The following is a 4,017-nucleotide window of genomic DNA, read 5'->3' as shown; positions in this document are numbered from 1 at the left end:
GCGGGGTTGCCCTGATTCTTGCGACTGCTCTCGTCATACCCTTGCAGCGCCACTGTCAGGTTGGCGATGTTGAGCAGGGCCGCCAGCCCGCCAAAGTTGCCCCACTCTTGCCATACCTTGGCGGCCGCTTGTGCCCCTCTGGCACCTTGCCGCTGCAAGTTGAGGTAGCTGGCCATCTTGCGCTCAAAATCCTGCTGCAAACCGCCTTCCAGCAACAGCAGGCGGGGCCATTTCAGCTGTTGCCACTCGGCACCCGCCGCCTTCATTCGGTCAAGGTGGCCCTCTGTTATCTTGCCGTTTGTTACCGACAACTTGCCAAGCAGGTTGCCCTGCACCTGAGCCACAAAGGCTTGGCTCTCGGCCACAAATGCCGGGTTGATGCGTACCTGCTGGCCGGTGTGAATGGATTCGAGTACCACCAGACTCAGGGTGCGGCCAAGTTGTTCACCGCTGAGCAGATGGGGATGCAGCAACTCGCTGAGCTGTTGCCATGGCTTGATGGCCACTCCGGCGATGGCCGCTTTGAGGGCACTCATGGTCGCCTTGGCGCCTTCATGGAGCCCGCCAAACAGCTTGCTATCGCTCAGAAGATCGTTACTGGCTATCGCCTCCATCCCCGCCAGCGCATTGGCGACGCCGGTGATATTGCCCACCCCAGTCCAACCGGGATTGTTCTCGAGCTCTTTTTTAACTTCGACATCAAAGCCGTAGTGTGCCAGCGCGGGCAACGCCCCCTTTTTCAATGCCTTGGTCAGCGCGGCCCCCCGTGGGGTATCGGGGGCAAAAAACAGGCTAAAGAGCCACTGAGCGCTGCTGGCCAGCAGCAGGGTCTGGGCATCCTCCGTCTGGCTATCGAGCCCCAACAGCAAGGGGGAGGTCGGTAACGCCTGCAATAGCAGCAGGGCATCGTCATAGGTCGCCAGCCAGCGCGGACGCAGAGCATCTACCCCTTGCGCGTATTGCTGGATAATCCCCTCCAGCCCCGACCAGTTCACCATTCGTCTCCCCTCGCCATCAAAGCGCACCCCGGGCCAGCTGGCCCACTTGTCGGGGTTGAGGCCCAACTGCTTGAGCGCAGCATGCTGAGCCATCAGGCTCTGCTCGGCGCCTGGGTCTATGTAGTGATTACCGCTCCCCTGACGCTCTTTGTAGTCATGCTTGGCAACCAGATAGGACTGCAGTTGCTTCTTGAGCTTGAAGGTGGCCAGGCGGTCGCCCCTGGCTGAGACCGGCAAACTGCTCTCATCAAGCGGTGGCAGGGCCAGCATCTCGGTGATACCGGCCATGGTCCAGCGGTGGCGGGTGTCATCGTCATTAAAGGGCTGCTCATGGCGAATAGCGATATCGCTCAGGCGCATCGTCACATCGTGCATATCCGAGATAAGGTCATCGAGCGCCACCACCAGAGCGCTTTTCAAATCAGGTATGCCAGCCTTGCAGGCACCCGGCGAGCCAGCCGATTTATCGTGCCACAACAGGCCTGGCTCAGCCCCCTCGGGGGCCTTGAGGGGGGCGCAGCTGTCGACGAATCCCTCGTTGGGCAAGCCCATGTCGGCCACATGGGTGGAGAGCAGGTCGAGCAATCCCGCATGCTCGCCCCCCATCTTGCTGGCCAACGAGAGCAGCTTGAACGAACGCATCCCTTGGCTGCGCAGGCTGCTCTCTTTGCGATACTCCTTTTTCAGTCGCTCAGTCCAGCGCTGATGGGAGAAGGCCATCGCCACCTCGTGGTTGGCCGGATAGAGCAGATGACCCTTGCTGCCCTTGCTCTCGTGAATAAACTGGCTGCCTTTGACCTCATACTCGTCGAGCATTTTTGTTTTTTCATCAAAGACATATAACCAGCCATCACGCAGTTGTCGCAAAGTGTAAGGCGTTGCCTTTAAAGCCAGGGGGCCTTTAAACCCTTTCGATGGCAAGGGATGAGATTGTGTGGCTGGCGCGTCAAAGAGCTCATCCAGGGCATAACGCACCGGGATGATGGCGATCTCCTTACTCTTGTATGGACAGGTGCCTGACGCCGCGCAGGCGTCCTGTACACTACCCGACCCAGCATCCTGATTGGGGCTTTCCTGGGGCCGCTTGGCCGCAGGGGCCTGTTGGGCGCTCGCCGCCGGGTTTGCCTTATCATGGGCAGGGATGGTGAGCGTCTGGTCGGGGTAGATAAGGTCAGGGTCCTTGATACCGTTGGCCTTGACGAGAGCATCGACCGTGGTGCCGTTCGCTTGGGCTATCTTGCCCAGGCTGTCGCCCGGTTTGACTCGATAGGTCTTGCCTGCCGCGCTGGCGGCCTGATCCACACTGCTCATGAAGATATTTCCTGTGTCATGACATGTCGCTCTGCCCAGATGGCAGCCTGTTCGACGCGTTGTGAAGGGGTCTGCGACGAGAGCGTGCGCAGCAGGGTCTGCACCTCGGGATACTCCCCCGTATCCCACCATGTATCGCCAAGGTATCCCAGCACGTTGAAGAAAAAGAGCAGATCACGCTCGCAGTGAAAGCCCAACGGATAGCCCTTGTTCGCCCAATGGCTCACCCAGGCGTCGGCGTCCACCTGCTCAGCCAACCGCTCGGGAAACCATTTCTCCATATGGCGCCAGATGATGTCCAGGGTGCTTAGCCAGGTGACCTCTCCCAGCCTTGCCCACTGGGGGTCAGAAAGACGCAGTCGCTCACCCTGGCGGGGTCCCAGTGTCGGGGCGACACGCTTGTGCCACCATTGCACCGGGGCGTTGGGCAGTAACTGCTGGCGCGCCCCTGTCCACACCTGACGGATGCCTTCCCATAGCCAGGGCTCATCATCTTGCAGCAGGCGGTACATGCCATCGGGCTGGGCCAACTTGAGCAAGATGCGACTCCCGTAGGGGCTTTCAACCTCGATAAGCGCACGCAGTCGCTCTGCCAGCGGCAATAACCTCAAAGAGGAGGAGAGCAGCCACCCCCCATTGTTGGGTAGCGTTTGAAACCACTTGAGCAGCCCGGCCGACGCCTCGACCAGGCAGGGAGAAACCTCCCGCAAGCTATCCCAGGGGGAGTAGAGATAGAGCGGTTGATAGGCCGGGCTATCCACCACCTCGAAGAGTTGGCGCTCCAGCTCGGGGAGCTGCGCCCCATCGAGCAGCAAGTAGAGATGCTCATCCTTGGCCAGCTCAAACTCGGGCAAGACCATTACTTGCTCTCCTCCTTGGCCAACTGCTCACAGATCTCACAGACGGGCTCGGCAGACTTGAGCGTTGCCACCTGGCGTACCGGATCCATGGGGGGCGGCGGCGCCACCACCTCAACCTCACCCGGCTGGATCGGCATCTGCCCCCCCCAGCCCGAGCCAGAGCCGGGGCTGCCGCCAGAGTTCATCTTGATGGAGCCGCCGCTGACGGTCACGCCGCCGGCATCGATCTTCACAAAGCTGCCCCCGACCTTGAGGGTCAGCTCGGCCCCTGCCTCCATCACTATCTTCATGCCCGACTTGTGGTGTACCTCGGCGCCCGCCTCCACCAGCAGCGACTGCCCCAACCTCTGGTGCAGGCTGGCATCGACCGTCAGCGAGTAGTCCGCCTTGATCTGGTCGCGCTTCTCACCCTCCACCGTCAGGTGGTCGTTGGCCTTGATGCGGGTCACCCGCTCATTGTCGATATCCCGATGCTCGTCGTGTTTGATGTGCCAGGCCACGTCGTTTTCAATGAGTGCGTTGAGATCCTTCTGACCGTGGATATAAATCTCTTCCTGCCCGGCCTGGTCTTCGAAACGCAGCTCGTTAAAGCCCTCACCCTGGTGGGTCTCGGTGCGCAGCACGGTGCGGGTCTTGTTGGCCGGAAGCGGGTACGGCGGCCGGTTGGTGGCGTGATAGGTGCGCCCGGTGACAATCGGCTGGTCCGGATCCCCTTCCAGAAAACTCACGATCACCTCGTGGCCGATACGCGGGATGGCCATCATGCCGTACTGGCCGCCGGCCCAGCCCTGGCTCACCCGCACCCAGCAGGAGCTCTGATCGTTGCTCTCGCCATAGCGGTCCCACGG

Annotated in this window: 3 protein-coding genes; all 3 read right to left on the bottom strand. The window is 61.0% G+C overall.

What is annotated here, in order from left to right:
• Nucleotides 1–2,309: toxin VasX (locus AB5Y48_RS10870; protein WP_368164418.1), on the bottom strand; the 2,309-nt coding region annotated here is incomplete at its 3' end.
• Complete coding sequence (locus AB5Y48_RS10865) at nucleotides 2,306–3,169, bottom strand: DUF4123 domain-containing protein (RefSeq protein ID WP_368164417.1); 864 nt, start codon at nucleotides 3,167–3,169, stop codon at nucleotides 2,306–2,308. The genes AB5Y48_RS10865 and AB5Y48_RS10870, both read right to left, overlap by 4 nt.
• Nucleotides 3,169–4,017 (bottom strand): type VI secretion system Vgr family protein (locus AB5Y48_RS10860; protein ID WP_368164415.1); only part of this gene is annotated, 849 nt, incomplete at its 5' end. The genes AB5Y48_RS10865 and AB5Y48_RS10860, both read right to left, overlap by 1 nt.

Origin of the sequence: Aeromonas sp. R6-2 (assembly GCF_040908155.1) — a bacterium.
Classification (GTDB): Bacteria; Pseudomonadota; Gammaproteobacteria; order Enterobacterales; family Aeromonadaceae; genus Aeromonas; species Aeromonas schubertii.
This window is presented reverse-complemented; position numbering and strand designations above follow the sequence as displayed.